The 20,329-nt window shown below is 44.8% G+C and carries 14 protein-coding genes; 7 read left to right on the top strand and 7 right to left on the bottom strand.

Annotated elements, in window-relative coordinates:
- Positions 1 to 45 precede the first annotated feature (45 nt).
- From ACFP56_RS16220 to ACFP56_RS16205, 4 genes are all read left to right on the top strand, one after another.
- Complete coding sequence (locus ACFP56_RS16220) at positions 46 to 1,518, top strand: extracellular solute-binding protein (RefSeq protein WP_379236416.1); 1,473 nt, start codon at positions 46 to 48, stop codon at positions 1,516 to 1,518.
- 123 nt (positions 1,519 to 1,641) lie between these two features.
- Entirely contained in the window at positions 1,642 to 2,301 is a 660-nt protein-coding gene (locus ACFP56_RS16215; RefSeq protein WP_379236414.1) for a carbohydrate-binding family 9-like protein, read from the top strand.
- Positions 2,302 to 2,306: 5 nt separating this feature from the next.
- Entirely contained in the window at positions 2,307 to 3,155 is an 849-nt protein-coding gene (locus ACFP56_RS16210; RefSeq protein ID WP_379236412.1) for a sugar phosphate isomerase/epimerase family protein, read from the top strand.
- A 27-nt stretch (positions 3,156 to 3,182) separates the two neighbouring features.
- Complete coding sequence (locus ACFP56_RS16205; protein ID WP_379236410.1) at positions 3,183 to 4,193, top strand: Gfo/Idh/MocA family protein; 1,011 nt, start codon at positions 3,183 to 3,185, stop codon at positions 4,191 to 4,193.
- 35 nt (positions 4,194 to 4,228) lie between these two features.
- On the opposite strand, the gene ACFP56_RS16200 is transcribed toward ACFP56_RS16205, so the two are convergent.
- From ACFP56_RS16200 to ACFP56_RS16170, 7 genes are all read right to left on the bottom strand, one after another.
- Positions 4,229 to 6,049 (bottom strand): dihydroorotate dehydrogenase, encoded by a 1,821-nt coding sequence (locus ACFP56_RS16200; protein WP_379236408.1) that lies wholly within the window; start codon positions 6,047 to 6,049, stop codon positions 4,229 to 4,231.
- A gap of 200 nt (positions 6,050 to 6,249) precedes the next feature.
- Positions 6,250 to 8,886 (bottom strand): family 16 glycosylhydrolase, encoded by a 2,637-nt coding sequence (locus ACFP56_RS16195; RefSeq protein ID WP_379236406.1) that lies wholly within the window; start codon positions 8,884 to 8,886, stop codon positions 6,250 to 6,252.
- 446 nt (positions 8,887 to 9,332) lie between these two features.
- Positions 9,333 to 10,901 (bottom strand): response regulator transcription factor, encoded by a 1,569-nt coding sequence (locus ACFP56_RS16190; protein ID WP_379236404.1) that lies wholly within the window; start codon positions 10,899 to 10,901, stop codon positions 9,333 to 9,335.
- A gap of 3 nt (positions 10,902 to 10,904) precedes the next feature.
- Positions 10,905 to 12,746, bottom strand: coding sequence for a sensor histidine kinase (locus ACFP56_RS16185; RefSeq protein ID WP_379236402.1), 1,842 nt, complete (start codon positions 12,744 to 12,746; stop codon positions 10,905 to 10,907).
- 158 nt (positions 12,747 to 12,904) lie between these two features.
- Positions 12,905 to 14,563, bottom strand: a complete 1,659-nt coding sequence (locus ACFP56_RS16180; RefSeq protein ID WP_379236400.1) for an extracellular solute-binding protein — start codon at positions 14,561 to 14,563, stop codon at positions 12,905 to 12,907.
- A 96-nt stretch (positions 14,564 to 14,659) separates the two neighbouring features.
- Entirely contained in the window at positions 14,660 to 15,544 is an 885-nt protein-coding gene (locus ACFP56_RS16175; protein WP_379236398.1) for a carbohydrate ABC transporter permease, read from the bottom strand.
- 18 nt (positions 15,545 to 15,562) lie between these two features.
- Positions 15,563 to 16,483: an ABC transporter permease gene (locus tag ACFP56_RS16170; RefSeq protein ID WP_379236396.1), complete on the bottom strand. Its 921-nt coding sequence runs from the start codon at positions 16,481 to 16,483 to the stop codon at positions 15,563 to 15,565.
- A 146-nt stretch (positions 16,484 to 16,629) separates the two neighbouring features.
- Here ACFP56_RS16170 and ACFP56_RS16165 point away from each other — a divergent pair, with 146 nt between their 5' ends.
- The 3 genes from ACFP56_RS16165 (at position 16,630) to ACFP56_RS16155 (ending at position 20,287) form a co-directional block, all read left to right on the top strand.
- Positions 16,630 to 17,376, top strand: a complete 747-nt coding sequence (locus tag ACFP56_RS16165) for a glycoside hydrolase family 16 protein (protein WP_379236394.1) — start codon at positions 16,630 to 16,632, stop codon at positions 17,374 to 17,376.
- A 97-nt stretch (positions 17,377 to 17,473) separates the two neighbouring features.
- Entirely contained in the window at positions 17,474 to 18,664 is a 1,191-nt protein-coding gene (locus tag ACFP56_RS16160) for an oxalate decarboxylase family bicupin (protein WP_379236392.1), read from the top strand.
- A gap of 240 nt (positions 18,665 to 18,904) precedes the next feature.
- A complete protein-coding gene (locus tag ACFP56_RS16155; protein ID WP_379236390.1) occupies positions 18,905 to 20,287 on the top strand; it encodes a diguanylate cyclase in 1,383 nt (460 codons plus the stop codon).
- Positions 20,288 to 20,329 lie beyond the last annotated feature (42 nt).

The raw sequence follows: 20,329 nt of genomic DNA, 5'->3' as shown, positions 1-20,329 counted from the left end.
GATGCTAATAGGCATCACATAAAAAAGTGTGGGAGGATACTTAAAATGAGAAAAAAGAACGTAATCGTTTTACTAGCGCTTGTTTTATTGCTCGTACTATCGGCCTGTAGTGGAAATAACGCCGGGGGTAGTTCTGAGGGGGACGATCGAAAGTTAGAAAAGATCACGATTTTGTATCCAGGTGAAGAAACGGATCGATTCTCTGAGTTTCTGAACAATGAATTTAGACAGCGTATGGCACAGGATCTTAGCTTGGAGGTCGAGGTTGTATTTGTTCCATGGGCACAATACTGGGAGCAGAAGGATATTATGCTTGCGGCCAATGAGCCGATTGATTTGTACTGGGATGGTCTACCCGATTTATCTACTCTAGTTAACAAGAAGCAAGCGCAGCCGCTTGATGAATTAATTGAAACATACGGCCAAGATATGCTGAAGGTATTGCCAAAGGAGCAGCTTCAAGGTGCGGTTATTGATGGACAAATCTATGGAATTCCATCAGCCTATGCTCCATCTTCGGCGATGTATCAGCTCGTTACTGTACGTCAGGATTTAATGGATAAAGTCGGAATGACGGAGTTGAACACGGCAGAGGATCTAAAAACATTTGCCGCAAAAGTAGCGGAGCAATACCCTGAATACAAAGGGCCCGCAGATATTATATTCAAACCTCTTACACGTTATTTTGCTGATGAACAATACTTTTGGATCGCTTCAGAGGATTTAGTCGTTTTTGGACAGGATAGCAAAAAAGCGATTAGTTATTTTGAAACAGAAGCTTTTCAGGAGGTGGCAAAATTTAACCGAAGCATGTATGATGCCGGGCTATACACAGAGGACTTAACGATCAAATACAATGAGCGCGATTCCCGTATGCAAACGGGGTTATATCTTTGGGTGGAGGGCTCGCTAGGTAAAGAAATGGAGATTACATCAGCTGTAAAAGCTAACGCACCAGAAGCTGTATTGAAATCCTATCTGTTATCAGATGAGAAGCCGCGATACATCACGTCGACAGGCGGTGAGGTGCTAAGTGTTCCTGTAACAGCACCTAATCCTACAGGAGCTATTCAATTCGTAAACTGGTTATATAAAAACCAGGATAATTACTTATTTGCACTTTATGGTGTAGAGGGCAAGGACTATGAAATTATTGATGGACGAATTAATAAGCGAACAAGTACGGAATTTTTCTATGAGTGGATGTTCCGTAATCAAAACTATCAAATGTTTACACCAGAAGTTTCACAGGAAGATATCGACAATTATACCTCATGGGATGATGATGCCATAGTATCGGATGCGCTTGGCTTCCGTTTTAATAATGAGAACGTAAGAATGATTGAAACGGCATTAAAGGAAGTAGTAGGCAAACAGCTTGCACCAGTTCGTGACGGCTTTGTTGATTTTGAAACGGCATATCCAAGAGCTATTGAAAACCTGAAGGCTGCTGGTATAGACGAATATGTAGCAGAGGTTCAGCGTCAGTTGGATGAGTTTTTGGCAAGTAAGCAATAGGAGGGTTCGCTGAAAAGGACTCGGATATACGGTAGAGTGGATACATGCCTCTGCTGCCCGAGTCTTTTTCATAGACTCTAATATATAAGCTATGTTATCGGCTAATTAAAAGGAGGTGACCACTTGCTGCCACTGTATGAGTGCCCTCATGTTATATTTTCAGGTGAACTGCAGCTCATTGAACATATTCAGTGGCATCAATGTCCACCTGTCCAGCTTGTTGATACGGTGACAGGCAGCATACCAAAAGAACAGACAGAGGTGCAGGTATGCTGGAGCTCCGAGGCTTTGTATATTCGCTTTGAATGTACGGATCATTATGTCTTGTCTGAGTACACGAAGCGAGACGATCCCTTGTACGAGCAAGATGTAATTGAAGTATTTATCGACGTGGTTGGAGATGGCAAGCAATATATCGAGCTTGAATTAAGTCCCTACAATATCGTTTTTGATGCCAAAGTTGTCCGTTCGCAGCACAATCAACATATAAATGTCGATGCGAGTTGGGATATGAAGGGTCTATATACCTCAGTGAAGCCGATCGAGCAATCATCAAAAAAGGGAAGCGTTTATCTGTTAAAGCTGCCAACCTCATCATTGGGTAAGCCTGCTCGTGCTGGTGATGCATGGCGGATCAATTTTTACCGCATTGATCAAGATGCATTCGGATGCAGACAATATCAGGCTTGGAGTCCTACAGGAGAAGTGAATTTCCACAGACCGAACAGGTTCGGAAAGCTATTGTTTCAAGAGGGTATCACACAAACGAAAGCTAAGGAGTGAACAAGTTGAAAAAAGGAATTAATATTTGGTCTTTTGCAGAGGGAACTTCAATTGAGGATAGTATCACCCTTGCTAAGAAAGCCGGCTTTGATGGAATTGAATTAAGCCTAAATGCTAGCGGTGAGCTGGGGTTAGACGCTAGTGATAAAGATATTCGCCAAATTAAAAGCTACTTAGAGGAAGCAGAGCTGGAAATCGCGGGTTTAGCTACAGGATTGTATTGGGATTATGCGATGACAAGCGAGAAAGCAGACAACCGCAACAAGGCTATAGATATATGTAAAAAGCAATTGGAGGTAGCTGCAGCATTGGGGGTAGACGCAATTCTCGTTATACCGGGTGCGGTCGGGGTTGATTTTATTCCAGGCTCTGAGGTTGTTGCTTACGATACGGCGTATGAGCGTGCGCAGGAAGCGATTGCTTCACTCGTCCCGTATGCCAAAAGCGCAGGTGTGTCGATTGCTATAGAAAACGTATGGAATAAATTTTTATTGTCTCCACTAGAGCTGAAGAACTTTATTGACTCCTTCCAATCTGAATATGTTGGCTCGTACTTTGATGTAGGCAATGTCGTTCACAGCGGATATCCCGAGCAATGGGTTCGTATTTTAGGTCACCGTATAAAAAAAGTACATTTTAAGGATTACCGTAGAGAAGCGGGTGGCTTGCATGGGTTTGTTGATCTATTGGCAGGAGATGTAGACTACCCGGCGGTGATGCAAGCGCTGCGTGATATAGGCTATGACAACTATGTTTCAGCGGAGATGATTCCGCCTTACAAGCATTACAGTGAGCAAATCATTTTCAATACATCGGCAGCGATGGATGCGATTTTAGGCAGATCCAGCAAGTAACCTGACAATTGGAGAGGGGAATATAGCATGTTGAAAATTGGTCTAGTAGGGTTTGGGTTTATGGGCCGTATGCACTTTGACAATTATGAACGTTTAATGCGAGAAAGGGCAGATATTGAGCTAACAGCCATTTGTGATATACGCATTGAGGAATTGAAAAATGGCGGTGCTTGGGGAAATATTGCGACAGAGCAAGAGGTCTATGACTTAACTCCTTATAAGCTGTATGACAATTTAGAAAAAATGCTGGAAGAGGAGCAATTTGATATTATCGATATTACATTGCCAACTCCCTTGCATGCAGAGCTTGTAATTCCAATGCTTGAGCGCGGGATCCATGTCCTGTGTGAGAAGCCAGTCGCAAGAACAGCTGAAGAGGGACACAAGATGGCAGCTGCAGCACTTCGCACTGGCAAAACACTAATGATTGGACAATGTTTGCGCTTCTGGCCGGCATATGAATATTTGAAGGCATGCATAGAGGATGGACGATATGGTGCCGTAACCAGTGCAACCTTCTTCCGTGGCAGTGCATCTCCGCAGGGTTGGTTTTTGAATGGGGAGTTATCTGGAGGCTGTATGCTGGATATGCATATTCATGACACTGATATGGTAAATTGGTTATTTGGCAAGCCAACCGCTGTCAGCTCATTGGCGCGCAATGTCATACCTGGGAGCGCGTATGATGTAGTATCTACACATTATGCTTATCCTGATGGTAAAGTAGTTCATGCTCAAGCAGATTGGACACTAGAAGGCGACTTTGGATTTGCAATGAGTTATCGCGTAAATTTTGAAAAAGGGAACATCATTTTTGAAAAGGATGTCGTAAAGGTAAATCCTAACGATTCCGAAGGCTTTCTAGCAGAATTGTCTAGCGATATGGGGTATTATCGAGAAATTAAGGCATTTATTGAAGCGGTGGAAAAAGGAGAGCGGGTGGAGGTCTGCTTGCCTGAGAGTGCAGTAGAATCGTTAGAAATCGTTGAAGCTGAAATTCGTTCTGCGGATCAACGTGGTGTATGGGTTGAGCTATAATTCATTAATAAGCAAAAGCGATAGCCACTCGGTGGTTATCGCTTTTTTAAGTAAGAATAGGACAAGGCTAGGCCCAGCACATAAAGAACAACAAGCACGTAGACAGGAAGCAAATGAATAAAGGTCGTATATCCAATATAGAAGTGGGTGCCAATCCCGGCAATAAAAGCAGGCAAAGCCCCTACAGCTAAGCTATTCCACACCCATCGCTCACCCTTTCTGAACCCCCACAAGGAAATCATCAGTACAAGCAGGCCGACACTAATCAGGGCACTTCCAAAGCCTGCACGATCATGCGCAATAACCGGGATGAGATTACGATTCATTTCGTCGAGCATCTCAGGCGACATGCAGATATACAGCAGATCAGTAGTAACGAATACATGTGTTACACCGATCGTAGAGATGACAATACCGCCAATCACGATGGCAAAGCCGAGCAGTACAAACATGAGCTGTCCAATATTGGCTAGTTGCCACGCTTTGTCATTGTCGTCATGCTTGGCTCGCGGAGCGCCTTGGGCCTTTTTGCCTTCAATATAACTAAAATAGTAAGCAGGCAGCAAAATAAGCCAGAACAAGCCGTGCAGCCAATCAAAGTAACCATAACCAATAAACAGAAAAATGCCGAGAAACCCAATAATCGCCGCACTATGAAAGGCAACCTTGGCCCAATGCATGCCATACCGAATGCCGTGCCGTGCCAGCTGAACATACAAAATTCCGCCAGATATCATCGTACCTGCCAGTGCCATCCGATCATGCGACATAAAGGCCAAAATGCGCGGGTTGAGCTGATGCAGCTCTGCTCTTGTCAGTCCGAGAAAGGCTTCATCATAAGGCAAAATAATACTCGTAAAAGCGAAATATAAGGCAATGAAGCCTCCCATTAATATGAACATGCCAAACCAGAATGACCACCGCCATTTCTGAACGGCTGGATGTGGTTCATCTTCAAAGCATAATCGTTCGTGGATTCGCTTGGGCAGTCCAGGCCCAGCCTTCACATATCCGTCAGTCAGCAGCAACAAATCAGCACCGGCATGCATAAGCCGGAGAGCTTGCTCTGGCGTGTTAACTCCTCCTGAAGTGACTACGGCAAGCTGTGGATGAGAAACCTTCACATGACTCACAATGCTTGCTAAACATTCATTGGCGTTGTCCGCTTCATGCCAGTATTCATCCATCGAATGTCGTGGTGCCGTAATGACTATCCCTGTTAGTAAGGGGGTTAATTCTGGCTCAAGCGTCCAATTCTTAAGATGCCATTCATCAGCCGAAAACGATGCATAGAGAGGTCGAACCAAAGGCTGTTCAATAAACGAGCTAATCAGTATAGGTGAAGCAACAAACGCGTCTACATAAGGAGTCAGATGCTGTACAAGCAATTCCAATTCGGGTTTTGTAACGTGCTTATCAATTCTGGCGAATATCGGCACGCGCTGCTCCATGCTTGCTAATGTTCTAAGCGCAAGCTTAAGGGGAACTTGCTCGTGTTGATGAGAAAACATTAGCTGTCCGTTTTCTATAATTGGTGGATTGGCATTATGAGGCTCATGTAAAACAATAGGCCCAATCTCAAGAAAGCCAAAGCCTAATTCCTGAAATGCTTTGATACCACTTAATTTTGAATCCATTAGGCTGCTTAATCCAATTGGAGAAGAAAAGGAACGTTCCCCCACAACCTTATGCAAGGATTGGGGAGGATTCATATGTCCTAAAAACTGAATAAGGGAACGACCGCCAGGCAAGGAGGCAATCGTATTCATTGACTTGTGAATGAAAGCTCGACTGGTAGCAGGAGTTAATGCATCCAGCAGCAGTCGTTTTAGTGGATGATAGGACCAATCTGGCAACTCCAGCACCTCCCAGCTTTAGTTACTATTCATTGTAACGTATTGGAATAATAGTTCAATGGATGATAGATCAAAAAGGCGACTGTAATTAGCTGTATAGCAACAAAAACAGGCGGGGGAGCAATTTCCCCCGCCTGTTGCAGATTTGTCTACCATTTATTAGACCCGCTCATCAATTACTTTCTTACAAGAACTTGTGTCTACTCCGGAACCCCTTGCGTTACACCATGGATGTACGTAAACCATGGCGTATCCAGCGCTCCTTGACCTGGATTATACGTAAAGAAATACTCAACAGTATCTCCTTGCTGAAGATTGTTGACAGGGTACGTGTAGTTGCCATTGCCTACAGGATTCATCGCGACGTTCAATTGCACGCCATTGTTGATCTTATAATGCAAATCAGCAAACGTTGCACCGTTCACATAGAACAGCAGATCATTGCCGATTTTTTTCAGTCCTCGAACCTCGTCGCCGATCACAATAACGGACGATGGAGGAGGAACAACGGTAATGGTTGCGACTGCCGTGCGGTTCCCGTCAGCGGTTGTAGCCGTAACCGCAGTTGTACCCGGCGAGAGACCTGTCACCACACCGCTTTGGCTCACAGAAGCGACACTTGAGTTAGCTACACTCCAGCTCACTTGCTTATTCGTTGCATTCGAAGGCGCAACCGTCGCGTTAAGCTGAACATGTTGGCCAACTTCAACCTGTGCGGATGTCGGATTTAACGATACACCTGTAACAGGCACGTTGCCTGGATTATCACCGCCACCATTTCCGTTTCCTTCTTTATAGACGCGTACATAATCAACGAGCATTGTAGCCGGGATATCAGCTGGGTCAGGTGATAGTCCGCCATCAAAATGTCCGCCGATAGCTAGGTTCATAATGAGATAGAATGGCTGATCGAAAGGCGCATTTGGATTGTTTGGCGCAGCTACGGAATACCATTGTTCTCTTGATACTTTGAAGAAGAACTTGCCGTCCACATACCATTTGATATTATCTTCTTCCCAAACCATTGAATACACATGATAATCGTTGGCGAAGGTTTGACCTTCTGGGAAGTGATATTCACCAGCAATATAGCGGTTTACTGGCCACTGACCGCCAAAGTGAACCGCACCACTTGTTGTGCCCGGAAGACGTCCCTTGGCTTCCATAATATCAATTTCACCAGAAGCAGCCCAAGCACCGTACACCGAATCTTCAGGAAGCATCCAGAATGCTGGCCATACGCCATTGCCAGTAGGCAGCTTGGCGCGAATATCTACTCGGCCGTATTGGAAGGTGAAGTGATCCTTCGTATTGATTTTACCGGAAGAGTATAGCGCATAGCGATTAGGGTCCTGCGGGAATGATTGGTAATCATGCAGCGCTCGGATGTTTAGATTTCCGTTTTGTACGAAAATATTTTGCGGGCTGTTTGTATAATGCTGCAGCTCTGCATTGCCCCAGCCCCAGCTGTGCGGATCATCGTTAATATAATAGCCTGTTTCGTAGCTCCATTTGTTCATATCAAGTGAGGAGCCTTCAAATTCGTCCTGCCAGATCAAATTCATGCCTGCAATGTTTGGATTAGTCGGCGTTCCAATCTCTATATCATCATGGTCGGAAACATCTGGACGAGGTGCATTTGGATTCCCGATCAATGTATAGTAGACATAGTTGCTGCCAACATTGCCACCTGCTTGCCCGTTTAATGGGTAGCCAATACGCAGCTGAACATCCTGTTGGACAGGCTGGAACCATAGTCCATAGATATAATCTGCCCAATAGCCCCATTGGTTGGCATCCGACATATTGTTGTAGCCATTGGCGGCGTAAACAAAATTGCTTTGACTGGAATTGCTCAAGTCAACCCATTGGCCGTTAACCTGGATTTGGTACACAAAATTGCCCAGCTCTGAACCGATTGGTGCGCCACCATCGATTCTAGGTAGTGGGAAGCCGATAGCACCGTTCTGATCTGCTGCATAGGTTGTGCCGTCATAAGGTGTAATCGTATAAGCGTTTCTAACCGGCAAATTGAAAATGATCGTATAGATGACGTTAGCCGAAGACGTTTTCGATTCTAATTTAACGTTAATAGACTCGGTGACGGTAAACCAGTAGCCACCCCCACCTTCCGTGAATTGTCCAAAATTATTGTCATAAATCCAGCCGCTTGCCGCATTGTTGTCAATATCAATCCATGTGCTGCTGTTTACAGGCTTCACATATACCTTCAAATCATCAGCTACTGCTGCATAAGGGATAGACGGATCATTGTTGAACGTAGGATACGTAAATCCAGCGCCTCCTGTAAATCCAGCTGTAATTTGCGGTCCTTGCGTAGGTGTCATAGAGGTTATCGTTTGCGTGGTAATGTTTTGGAAGACAAGGGTGTAATTAAGCGTAACCCCTTGATTAGCCTTGGAATAAAGCTGAATTTCGGTTGTTGCAGAGAGCGTGAACCAATAGCCGTTAAAACCGCTATCGCTCCAATGTCCCCAGTTTTGGTTGTAGATAAAGCCGCCAGCACTGTCGATATCGACCCAATTGCCATTAACTTTTACCTTCACGCCGACATCGTCTGAAACATCATTCCAAGTAGCGGAGCCGCCATTGAATATCGGCATGACAAATCCGTAGCTCGCCTGACCAACCCCTGAATTTGAGATTACAGGTCCATCTGCTGCTGAATAGTAGGTCATAGAGGTTACGGTAGTTCCTGCGGCTTCAGCAATCTGCAGCTGTGAGGCTGGTACAAGCCCCAAGCTAACAATCATCATTACCGCTAACCATAAACACAATGCCTTCTGCTTCATCCTCGAGCTGTGAATTTGCAACATAAATACCCTCCCAACACTGTTTAGCTTTTGAATTTTGCCTCATTGCAGCTATCGAGCAGCAGCGAAAGCATTAAGCTAAACCCATTTTGCGTTCCCTTGCTGCAAATGGCGATCATAATCAGGGATGAACGAAGGTCTGATAAGAAACACTTCTTAGGCACCTGTTGTTCTGATACATGGCTAGCACATGCATCGCTATTATAAGCAAGCGTTGGCAACAGACCTTCGAATTCTGGAGGAGGTGATCGACCCTCATCGGGCTGCGATTTCTTCAATAAGTGTAGGTGCAGATCGTTTAATAGCTCAGTATTTTGTGAAATGAGAAATCGCTTTCATTAGAGAACACCTATATTCTATCGAATGGAGCCTTGCGCTGAAAAGGTACAATAATTTTTGTTGTGTACCAATTTTTTAGCTATTACAGTCAGCACCCCACTTTAAATATGCTACAATGCAGTATTCTGCTTTCGTTCCCGCTCATGCTTCCGTCGCATGAACTGTCTGTATTCCGTTGGCTGCATATTCATCACTTCTCGAAATGCACGGGTAAAGCTTTTATAGCTTTCATAGCCGACCATCGCAGCGACCTCAACAATCTTATGATCGGTTTCAGCGAGAAGTCTTCTGGCTTTGTCCAGCCTCACATCACGCAAGTACTCTGCGAAGCCTTTGCCAATATTTTTTTTGAACAGATTAGAAAAATAAGTGTAATTAAGCGACACATGGTTAGACACCATAGCCAGATCCAGCGGCTTATGATAGCTTTCATGAATAAAGCGGATGGCCTCATTCAAATCCTGTGAATTGCGATAGCTGCATTTATACTCATAGTAAAACTGATTCAATCTAAGCAGCTGCTGCTGAAGCGCCTGAATATAGTCGCGAATGCCTGGATAATCGAATAGGTTGTGCAAGCAGGCCGTATCCAATGTTTCTTCGCCCATGTAAGGGAGAATAACCCGCTCATATTCCTCAAGCATTTCTACAGTGGCGCGGCATAGCTGCTGCGTGTAGTGAATGTGATAGCGCTGCAGCACATCCTTGTGAAAAATCATCGAGATGCCTTGCGCGATCTTTCCGCTGTTTTTCGTACCAATCAGCTGAAACAAGGCGTACAGCTCATCGTAAGGAAGCTCCCACTGCTGCTCCAGTTTTTCTATCTGCTCTGGCAGAATGCAGGGCTTATCTGGAAACAGATAACTGTGCTGATAGAGCTCTAACACCTGCGTGTAGCTGTTAGGCAGCTCCTTTAATCCATGAAACGGATCAGTCATCGCGATAATAGCATCAATTTGCGCCGTTTTAAGCGCAGCGGGCAATGCTTGAACCTCAACATTGGCATCAACAGCGAGAATAAGATACGGACGGTGCTGAAGGCATATGCATCCGTGCCTGCCATATACTTGGTAGGCGATTGATTCTATGCTATGCGAGCTGCTGGCACCAGGTTGGTTAATCCATAGCTCCTCGCGCAGCAGACATAGACGATATCGCTGCCACAGCTCAGGATGCTGCTGCTCGGTCTGTTCAATCCACGCCTCATCGCTAGCCGCTCCTTGCATAAACATGCGCAGCTCCTTGCGATCCGTTTCTTGTGCCCGGCGAGATAGATGCTCCATATTGCGCGAAAGGGCTTGCCTCGTTTGAATTTCTTGATAGACGTGATCCACCGCAGCTTGAAGGTCCTCACGCTTAACAGGCTTAAGCAGATAGCCTTTGACGCCCAGCCCAATCGCTTTTTGAGCATAAGCGAAATCGCTATATCCGCTAATAATCAAAAAGTCGACCTTGATGTGCTCCTCTTTCGTTTTCGCCATCAACGTTAGTCCGTCCATATCCGGCATCATAATATCGGTAATGACCAACTGGATGCAATGCTGACGCAAGCACTGCATCGCTTCAAGACCATTTGCAGCGCAATAAATACTGCCGAGCTGCAGAGGGAATTGTCGCAGCATAGCCTGAAGACCATCACGTATATGCTTTTGATCATCTACAATCAGTATATTGATCATGACCTACCACCCTCCAAGATTCACATTTTCCCAAGGCAAACGTAAGGTTACACACGTATAAGCGTCTTGCACGCTGTCAATCCATAGACCGCAGTCCTTGCCGTAATGCAGCTGCAGCCGTTTATGCACATTTTCCAGCCCAAGTCCATTTTTACTGGCAACGATCGGTGTATCCGAATCTGTCTTCAGCGCATGCTGCAAGCTTGCAAGCATCGCGGGTTCAATACCCATGCCATCGTCTCGTATCTCGATTAGCAGCAAACTGTCGCGTTCTACTTTTACGTTTATTTCGATGTGCACACTACCGCCAGATGGGGCAGCGTGGTGGACCGCATTTTCAACAATTGGCTGCATGCACATTTTCGGAATTGTATAACGCAGTACGTCCTGTGGCAGCTCAGCCTGCAGGACAATATTGCTGCCCTCCATAAAATTAATGAATTGTATATAGCTTTGGATGTTCGCGAGCTCATCCTTAAGCGCAACCGTATCACTACGCCACTGCATGCTATAGCGAAGCTGAGAGCCTAGCGATACAAGCGCACCTGCAATAGCCGGCTGCTGCTCGACTTCCGCTCTCATGCGAATGGATTCCAGCGCGTTATATAAAAAGTGTGAGTTAATCTGCGAATGCAGCGAGTGCAGCTGTGCATTTTTTGCAATGAGCTGCTTATCAACAACCTGTGTCATGAGACTTTTGATCTCATCCAGCATATGGTTGTAGTTGATGGCAACCTCATCAATTTCGTCACCTGTTTCATGCTCGTCGAGATCTATCTCGATTTTGGCATCAAGCTTTCCTTTTCCAACCTGCCTCATTGAGGACAGAACACTGTCTAGACGGCGCAGCATGCGGCGTGTTGTAAGCGAGACAAGAATCATAATGAGCAGCAGCACGCACAAGGTTATGGCTGCCACAAGTAGATACCAGGTGCGCGGACCCTTCATCAGAGCCTGATGCGACGCAATATCAACGACATAAGCATCCAGCGGCGCAATGTAGCGATACAGTGCGTAATAGGTTTGATCGCTTACATGAACCTTTATCGGATTGCTTTGCTGCTGCAGCATATCAAGCTCCTGATGAATTCCGCTTACAATATCGCTAAGTGCATCTCCTGCATGTTGAGCAAAGCCATGCTGAGGATTATAGACTACCTGTGTGGGATTCGATGCATCCACTACGATCGAAAAGAAATCTCCACCGTCATCTTCCAGCAGGCTGTTGAAAAACTCCTGATGCTCAACACGAATTTCCATAATCGTAGGCAGCTTGTTTTGCTGCCCTTGAAGACGAACTAATCGATAGTAGGAAAGGGTATGCTCCCCGTCCTTCCATGCGAATAATCGAAATGCGGCCCCGCCTTCATCACGCAACGTTACCCAATAATCCTGTGGCGAAAACCTGTCATAATGATAAATTTCCGGCCATATTTCAAATAAATTAGGATTGTCGACATAAAAGCTCAGCTCGCTAATCATTTCATGGCTTTGAATGATGTTATGCATTTGCTCATACTGATTTTGTCTAAATTTCACCAGCCGCAAGCCATCGATACGCATATCAGTATGAATAAAATCAACAAATGCTTTTTGCGTAAGCACAGTTGAGGAAGCGTTTTCAAGCATATCCATTTTAGAGCGAAGCTGTTCGTTCAATCGTGCTACATGACTGCTTCCTTTTGCCATGGCATCCTTGTACAGCTGATTTTCCTGTGTGCGAATAAATAAAAATGATACTAGAATTGCAGGGATGACAATCATAATGCTAAAAGCCAGAAACAATTTTTGTGATATACGTGCGTTTCGATAAAGCTTTTTCATATTTGTTATTATATCATTCATTCAGGTAGCCTCCCTACCTTTGTAATATACCATATATTACAAAAACGCTGATAGGGAATGAACAGTTCTCTCCCATTTTAATACGCCAAGGATACGCTCAATAGTCAAGGAAGGCCGGCCACCATATCGGCAGCCGGCAATACTTAACCTATGCACTATTACTCTGACATTTTAGCTTTGCGCGCATCAAGCTCAGCTTGGCGGAATGCCATAACCTGCTCAAAGCCGTAGTTGTTACGACGATCAAGGAAGCTTTCGAAAATTTTGTCAAAAGCAGCCTCATCCTTTGCTGTAATCAGCTCAGGCAATACTTCCTCCCAGTTTTGGGAAATACGCGACCAAGCGACTGCCACATCGGAATCACCAAGTGGGTCCAGGCCTTTGTAGATTCCGCTATCGATATCAGCCTGGCTGTTGGCGAAGTCCTCCATTTGCTTAATAACAGGAGCCTTTTCTGGTCTCCATTGATTAATAATAACAGGGTTGCGCACCATCCAGTACGTGTCCATAATACCGTATTCTTTTTCCAGCTTTTCAATATCATTATCAAGCAGCTGTACCATATCTGGCTTCAATTGCGGCTTGCCATCAACCATATCCCATGTTTCGCCTTCTTTTCCAAGGAACAGATCGCGTTGACCTTCTTCACTAACGAGGTAGGTTAAGAAGCGAATCGCACGCTCAGGGTTTTTCGTGGACTTGCTAATCATCGTAACCATCCAGCCGTCCATGTTGCCAGGGAATAGCTTAGCGCTGTCGCCATTGCTATTCTGCGGTCCATCAACTGCGATGTAGTAAGAGTCTGGATTCTCACTAGAAGCAAGCATAGGATTGACAGCAGCCATACCCGTCCATTCGCGAACCATCATGAAGTAGCGAGCGTTGTTTGTTTTTTCTTCAACCTGTGTATCGGAATCTACTAGGAAATCAACATTGATAAGTCCGCGCTCGTAAGCGGTACGGAACGTTTTCAACCACGTAACATAATCTGGATCGGTAATACGGTCATAGACCTGACCATCCTTCTCATGTGGAACGGCAAGCAGATTTTGCAGATACTCAGTCATGCCGTAAGGAACATTTCCTTGTGCGAAAAATGGGCTGATCGGTTGCCCCTTGTACGTAGAATACTCATCCTTCAACAATTGAAGCGCATTCAAAAACCCTTCAGGCGTGCTTAGATCTGGACGCCCCATATCCTCATACAAATCCTTGCGAACAAGGAAGGTTTGGTTAGCGGCAGTCATACCTGTTTCGTGCATCAGGTTAGGGCTGTAAGAATCGTTCGGAACGCCGTAAGTGTTGCCATTTTCCTGACGATACCATTTCAGCGTGCCATCGCCTGCTACTTGGAAGAAGTAAGGATCATATTGCTCAGCCAATTCGTTCAACGCATAGACGTGATCGCCTTCCCACAGTTTTTTGACAGCTGTTTCCCACGAGCCCATCGTAATCAAATCAGGCAGCTTGCCAGAAGTCATCATAAGTGTAATGTGCTCATTTGCTTCACCAGAAGGCATTTCAAGCTTAATGTTAACGCCTGTTTTCTCCGTTACATACTTGGAAGCCAAGCTTTCGCCCCAGCTATGCGGATACCAGTTCGCACCAACGAACCAAGTTAGATCAACCGGGCTTGTATCCAGCTGCCAGGCTGGCTCATCGGGGTTAGGAGGTGTTTCAGTTGTTTGCTGCGGGGTTTCCGTAGGCTGATTTGAAGAGCCCGGATTATTCTCGGATTTGGTGCAGGCCGCTAAACTAAGCGTTAGGATAACGGCAAAAATAATCGTCATGTAAAGCTTGTTGAATTTGTACGTCATGACATAATCATCCTTTCTTTGTTTCTATATTTTTGTATGATGGCGTCATGCTCCTCCCTGTACGGTTAGAATCGCATCGAGAGGTTGACGACCCCCTTACCCTTTAATCGCGCCAATCATAACGCCTTTGACCAGATAGCGCTGTATAAAGGGGTAAACCATGAGAATCGGAAGTGTAGCTGCCATCATAGATGCGAATTTAATCGAATTGCTTGGCAGCCTTGCACCAAATTGTGCCATAGCTTGCTGCTGCATGAATGACATCGAGTTTTCGGCAATGATTTTGTACAGCATCGTTTGCAGCGGAAGCTTATCCTGCGAGTGAATATAGATAACGCCTTGATAGTAGTCGTTCCAATGATAGACGGCAGAGAAAAGTGCAATCGTCGCAATAACCGCCATACTGTTTGGCATAACAATTTTGAACAGGACGCCGTAATCGGACGCACCGTCCACCTTCGCAGATTCCTCGAGACTTTCAGGAATGGTACGAAAGAAGCTCATGAAAATAACCATGTTGAAAAAGGTGTACATGGCTGGAATGATAAATACCCAGAAGCTGTCATACAGCCCGAGCTTTGTCATCAAAATAAAGGTAGGAATAAGACCGCCTGAAAACAGCATCGTAATTAATGCAATTTTCATATAAATTTTACGACCGACTAAATGCGTTTTGCTGAGCCCGTATGCAACAATTGCAGTAAACAGGACGTGTACGACAGTTCCAATCACTGTACGCAGCGTCGTAATATAAAAGCCGTTCATCAAGCTTTTATCATTAAATACGACACTGTAGCTGGCTAGAGAAAATTCTTTAGGAAACCAGTTGACCGTACCCAGCATCGCCTGCTCTGGCGAATTGAGTGAGTTCACAAATACAAACCACATCGGATACAAGGTAATGAAGCAAACTGCCAGCATAAATGTCGTGTTAACGATTTCAAAAGCACCGATGCGTCGAAGCTTTCTCCTTCTTTCCATCGCATGAATCTCTCCTTCCTAGAAAATGCCGTCGCCCGTTAGTTTTTTCGATGTGTAATTTGCCAAGAACAACAGACCTAGTGCCACGATGGAACGGACAAACAGGACAGCTGTTGAGAAGGAATGTCGTCCAGAAACCAAGCCCATGTTGTAGATATACAGATCGAGACTTTCAGCCATCCTCATATTCATATTGTTTTTCAGCATGAAGATTTGCTCAAAGTTACTACCGAGTATACCGCTGACCGCGAGAATGAATAGAATTGCAATCGTCGGACGGATGCTCTGAATCGTAATATGCCACATGCGCTGCCAGCGGTTCGCACCGTCTAGCTCAGCAGCCTCATATAGACCTGGGTCAATACCGGCTATTGCGGCAATGTAGATGATCGCACTCCAGCCCATTTCTTTCAGTGTGTCGGTGAAATAGACAATCCACCAGAAGTACTTGGGATCACTGTTATACAAAATCTCTCGATCCTGAAATCCTAAGGCCATCATAAGCTGATTGACGACTCCGCCTTCGCCCAGCCAATTCAGCGTAATACCGCCAAAGATCGTCCAAGCGATAAAGTGCGGGAGATACGAGATTGTTTGTACCGTGCGCTTGAATCGAAGCTTGCGTATTTCGTTAAGCATTAAGGCGAAAATAATTGGAATTGGAAAGCCTAGTAGCAGCTTAATGGTGCTCATCCCCAAGGTGTTGCGAATGGAGCGCCAAAACCGGTCATCCGTCATAAAGTCCTGAAAGTGCTTTAGACCGACAAATGGTGATTCCAGCATTGGCTTTGCAATGCTGTAGTCCATAAATGCAATGATCAGCCAGAACATGGGGATATAGCAGAAAATAAACATCCACACAATCCCGGGTATGACCATACTCTGCAGCTGCCATTGTTTTAAAAAGAGTTTGAGTTGTCCTCTCTTGGTTTGGATCATATGCTGTGCCCCCTTCCCTTTCATCGTATGAAAATAGTCATAGGAAAAAAAGGCCATGATTTTTGACCCTATCCCAATATTTTGGATTCAATTGACCAGAAAAGAGAATGAAGTATGATGTGAGTAAATGAAGGGAGTGTGCATGGATGAATAAGCTTACATGGGAACAGAATTTTTTGAAGCCTGATGCTAATTTAAGTGCATGGAACATTCGAATTGGAAATGACTTGCTGGACGACAATGGCAATGCAATATGTCCAGGTTGGGGCAATGGGGAAGAGCAGTTCTATACTGATCATCCCAATAATTTGTATATCGATGAGGCTGGGTTGAATCTATGCGCTCGCAGTGAAACAACGGACTTTAATGGAAAGCAATATGCATATACGTCAGCTCGCTTGGATACGAAGGATCATTTCTCGTTTTGCTACGGGAAGCTCGTCATTCGAGCAAAGTTGCCGGTTGGACAGGGGCTATGGCCGGCAATATGGCTGCTTCCGCAAGATCAGGCGTATGGACCTTGGCCTGCGTCTGGGGAGATCGACATTATGGAAGCAAGAGGTCGTCTGCCTAAGCAGGTGTCGGGAACGCTCCATTACGGCAAGGATTGGGAGCATAAGGTTATCGACGAGTTTTCCTATGATTTAGAAGATGGGACGATCAACCAATTCCGCGATTATGCTCTGGAATGGGATGCTAACGCGATTAAGTGGCTGGTTGATGGACACTGCTACGCTGAGCGTCGCATGGAACCGGACATCATGCCTTTTGACAAGCCGTTTTATCTTGTGCTTAATCTCGCTGTAGGCGGCTGGTATGACAAGGTACCAGTTGATGAATCGGCTCTTCCAGCGCGGATGACGGTGTCTGGCATATGGCTATATCAATCGTAGAATAATAGGACATTATTCTAAAATCAGCTTCAGTTCATAACTTGTTAATAGGCATTATGCCGTTAATATAATCAAGTGAAGAACGAAGGTGTGCGAGATGAATGACTTTCCTTGGAATAGAAGAATTCCACAGCCAATCAGAGAGGATGGAGCGGGATGGCAGGATGTAGGTCCACGGGATGTAATGAGAGATCTGCAAAATCCTGATATGTTCATTCCGCCCGTAACGGATGCTGGAACGGTTCCCAATCTGAAGTTCTCATTTTCCGATACGTATATGCAGCTGAATCATGGGGGCTGGTCGCGTGAAATTACGATCAGACAGCTCCCGGTTGCGACTACGCTTGCTGGTGTCAATATGGCGCTAACACCAGGCGGTGTGCGAGAGCTGCATTGGCATCAGCAAGCAGAATGGTCGATTATGCTAGCAGGTCGTGCACGGATCACGGCCGTTGACCAAAACGGCAGAAATTTTATCGCAGATGTGGGAGTAGGCGATCTATGGTACTTTCCGCCGGGTATCCCACACTCGATACAAGGGCTGGAGGAGGGCTGTGAATTTTTGCTTGTGTTTGATGATGGCAGCTTTTCCGACTTGAATACACTATCAATCTCTGATTGGTTGGCTCATACGCCCAAGGATGTACTTTCAGCCAATTTTGGAGTACCGGAAAGTACTTTTGATTCTATCCCGCAGGAGCAGCTCTATATTTTTCAAGGCTCAGTACCTGGTTCGATAGAAAGCCAACAGGTTCCGGATCCTTATGGAGAAGTGCCGTTAAGCTTTTCACATCGTTTGCTGGCGCAACCGCCCGCTGTTTTTCCAGGTGGGACTGTACGTATCGTGGATACGACCAACTTTCCCATTTCCCGAACGGTTGCAGCCGCACTTGTAGAGATTAAGCCTGGCGGGATGAGGGAGCTTCACTGGCATCCGAACGCGGACGAGTGGCAATATTATATTTCGGGAACAGCGAGGATGACCGTGTTTGCTGGCAGAGGAACTGCACGAACCTTTAATTATCGGGCTGGCGATGTTGGCTATGTTCCGCATGCCTTCGGTCATTATATTCAAAACACGGGTGATGAAAGTGTATGGTTTTTAGAGATGTTTAGAAGCAGCTTGTTCGAAGATGTATCACTTAATCAATGGATGGCGCTAACTCCATCTCAGCTCGTACAGGATAATGTGCGGGCTGGAAATGATCTATACCACGCCTTGCGCAAAGAAAAGTGGTCCGTTGTGAAATATCCTGGGTATACGTATTACCCAAAAAAGCATCCATAAGAAAACATAAAAAAAGCCTTTGGAGTAATCTCCTTAGGCTATTTTTAATTTGTGTAAGAAAAACCGACTAATAAAATTCAGTCATTCATAGCAAAATGAATATTAAATTTATTTGACATAGATAGCACCATTTAATCTTTTAATTGAAACCTTTTCACATAGTGATCCCTTGTTGAAATTACTGTTTACAAAAGCTCGTTATTGGACTACTATTCGATTATGTTGCTTGAGGGGGATACTATGAAAAAGGCACTAAATCTAGCCAACCATGTTTTGCTGTCGTTACTTTTTTTTGGTTTGGTGGCTTATGTTAAAGTCAAATACTTTTACCAGCTTCCGTATTATACGCATTTCTTTTTTGATATATTGTCGATTTCTTTTGTATATCTCTACGTACAGCCTGTATTTATTAATGTCTTTCATAAATACCGTCGTTGGGTTATTTACGGAACGACCGGAATTTCCTTCATACTATCGATGCTTTGGAATTTTGAATATGCGTATTTTACCCATCAGAAGATGGATATCAGCATATATTTCATCCCGATCATTTTTGCAACCGTATTTCTTTCTGTAAAAATAGGCTTGGGATTAACGGCAATGGCTTCTATTTCTCATATCCTTATGGATGTTGGCATACATGAGTTTGAATTCAACTTTATTGTAACGGGTATTCTGCTTGGCATTATTCACGGACTGGTCGTTATTCTTCTGGATAAAGTGATCAAGCAGCGAGATCGATTTGCCAATAAGCGAAATTTGCTCGTTCAGGAGTCGAATGCACTAATTATTGGTGTAAATGAAGAAGGAAAGATTGATATATGCAATAAAAAAATGCTGGAGTTTCTAGAGCTAACGGAGAAAGAAACACTAGGACAGTATTTTTGGAAGGTTAAGCCAAGTATTAAGAAGAAGGAAGCGTTGGAGATCTTCAATCTGCTGATAGAAGAAAAACCAGTCGAAAATGCAGAGCTGGAGCTAACGATTAATAAAGAGAATCATTATTTTATTCTAGATACGTATAGTCTCCGAGACGATGGATTTACGAATGGAAGAATGATTTCATTAAAGAATATTACAGAACGCAAGGAGATGGAGCGTAAGCTTCATGAGCTGTCGGTTAAGGATGAATTGACAGGTATGTATAATCGACGTTACTTCCAATCCAAATTCGAAGAGGAAATTATCCGTTCCGAGCGCTATCAGCATGACTTGTCTCTCATAATGATTGATCTGGATCATTTCAAGCAGGTAAATGATACGTATGGTCATGTGGCAGGAGACTATGTGCTGAAGGAGGTTGGACGAGCAATTGAGAGCTCTATTAGGCGTACTGATATAAGTGCTAGATTAGGTGGCGAGGAGTTGGCGGTGCTGCTTCCAGAAACGAAGCAATCGGATGCCTATGAAGTTGCTGAACGAATTCGGCTTCAAATTATGGAGCTGGAGTTTGAAGTAGAGCAAGGTGTCTTTCGGGTAACGGCCTCCCTTGGTGTAACGACACAATCAGAGGGATTTGTGATCGAACAGATGATGGAGGAAGCCGATAAGGCGCTCTACTCAGCAAAGGAAAGCGGCAGAAACAAGGTTGTACAATCTCAAAAAGTTCTAACTTCCTACTAATAATATACCATTTCAGTAAGGCCGCTAGACATGACGTCTAGC

It is taken from the genome of Paenibacillus septentrionalis (genome assembly GCF_042659865.1).
Classification (GTDB): domain Bacteria; phylum Bacillota; class Bacilli; order Paenibacillales; family Paenibacillaceae; genus Pristimantibacillus; species Pristimantibacillus septentrionalis.
This window is presented reverse-complemented; position numbering and strand designations above follow the sequence as displayed.

Excerpts from the sequence above, each read along its gene's own strand:
- ACFP56_RS16220 (WP_379236416.1), top strand. The coding sequence starts at position 46 with ATGAGAAAAAAGAACGTAATCGTTTTACTAGCGCTTGTTTTATTGCTC.
- ACFP56_RS16205 (WP_379236410.1), top strand. The coding sequence starts at position 3,183 with ATGTTGAAAATTGGTCTAGTAGGGTTTGGGTTTATGGGCCGTATGCAC.
- ACFP56_RS16195 (WP_379236406.1), bottom strand. The coding sequence starts at position 8,886 with ATGTTGCAAATTCACAGCTCGAGGATGAAGCAGAAGGCATTGTGTTTA.
- ACFP56_RS16190 (WP_379236404.1), bottom strand. The coding sequence starts at position 10,901 with ATGATCAATATACTGATTGTAGATGATCAAAAGCATATACGTGATGGT.
- ACFP56_RS16185 (WP_379236402.1), bottom strand. The coding sequence starts at position 12,746 with ATGAATGATATAATAACAAATATGAAAAAGCTTTATCGAAACGCACGT.
- ACFP56_RS16180 (WP_379236400.1), bottom strand. The coding sequence starts at position 14,563 with ATGACGTACAAATTCAACAAGCTTTACATGACGATTATTTTTGCCGTT.
- ACFP56_RS16175 (WP_379236398.1), bottom strand. The coding sequence starts at position 15,544 with ATGGAAAGAAGGAGAAAGCTTCGACGCATCGGTGCTTTTGAAATCGTT.
- ACFP56_RS16170 (WP_379236396.1), bottom strand. The coding sequence starts at position 16,483 with ATGATCCAAACCAAGAGAGGACAACTCAAACTCTTTTTAAAACAATGG.
- ACFP56_RS16165 (WP_379236394.1), top strand. The coding sequence starts at position 16,630 with ATGAATAAGCTTACATGGGAACAGAATTTTTTGAAGCCTGATGCTAAT.
- ACFP56_RS16160 (WP_379236392.1), top strand. The coding sequence starts at position 17,474 with ATGAATGACTTTCCTTGGAATAGAAGAATTCCACAGCCAATCAGAGAG.
- ACFP56_RS16155 (WP_379236390.1), top strand. The coding sequence starts at position 18,905 with ATGAAAAAGGCACTAAATCTAGCCAACCATGTTTTGCTGTCGTTACTT.